Source organism: Facilibium subflavum (assembly GCF_003574485.1).
GTDB lineage: Bacteria > Pseudomonadota > Gammaproteobacteria > Francisellales > Francisellaceae > Facilibium > Facilibium subflavum.
In genome coordinates this window covers 1-535 of record NZ_QLIT01000346.1, presented here as the reverse complement: position 1 = coordinate 535, position 535 = coordinate 1, and the positions used below count along the sequence as shown (strand labels likewise).

2 protein-coding genes are annotated in these 535 nt (G+C 29.9%); one reads left to right on the top strand and one right to left on the bottom strand.

Features of this window, described 5'->3' with window-relative positions; all coding sequences use genetic code 11:
• Positions 1-213, bottom strand: a 213-nt coding sequence (locus DNK84_RS13855) for a LysR family transcriptional regulator (protein ID WP_119345025.1), incomplete at its 3' end; no start/stop codon positions are given.
• Positions 214-312: 99 nt separating this feature from the next.
• Here DNK84_RS13855 and DNK84_RS13850 point away from each other — a divergent pair.
• On the top strand, positions 313-535 hold a 223-nt coding region (locus tag DNK84_RS13850; RefSeq protein ID WP_162902521.1), incomplete at its 3' end, for a redoxin family protein.

Genomic DNA, 535 nt, shown 5'->3' with positions numbered 1-535 from the left:
AATCTTATATGCTTGGTTAATTATTTTAATCCCACGTTTTGTTATTAGAACCTGTTTAGAACCTCGCTCGAATATCTGTACTCCAATATATTCCTCAAATTTTTTTATTTGCATACTTAATGCTGGTTGACTTACAAAGCACCTTTCAGACGCTGTAATAAAGCGTTTAGTCTCATATACTGAGATGATATATTCAAGTGTACGAGTATTCATATAAGTAAATCTTATTGTAATGATAAGTATTATATATTTTAAATTATGTTTTATACTTATACAATATACAGTGAATCTTAACAAAGCAAGGAGCTAAACATGACTAAAAGAGTACCTAATGTAACTTTTAAAACTAGAGTTAGAGATGAAAGTATTGGTGGTTCTAATCCATTTAGATGGCAAGATGTAACTTCAGCAGATATCTTTGATAATAAAAGAGTAATAGTATTTTCATTACCTGGAGCATTTACACCAACTTGTTCTACATATCAGCTACCAGGATTTGAGAATAATGCAGCTAGATTTAAAGAACTTGGTATCC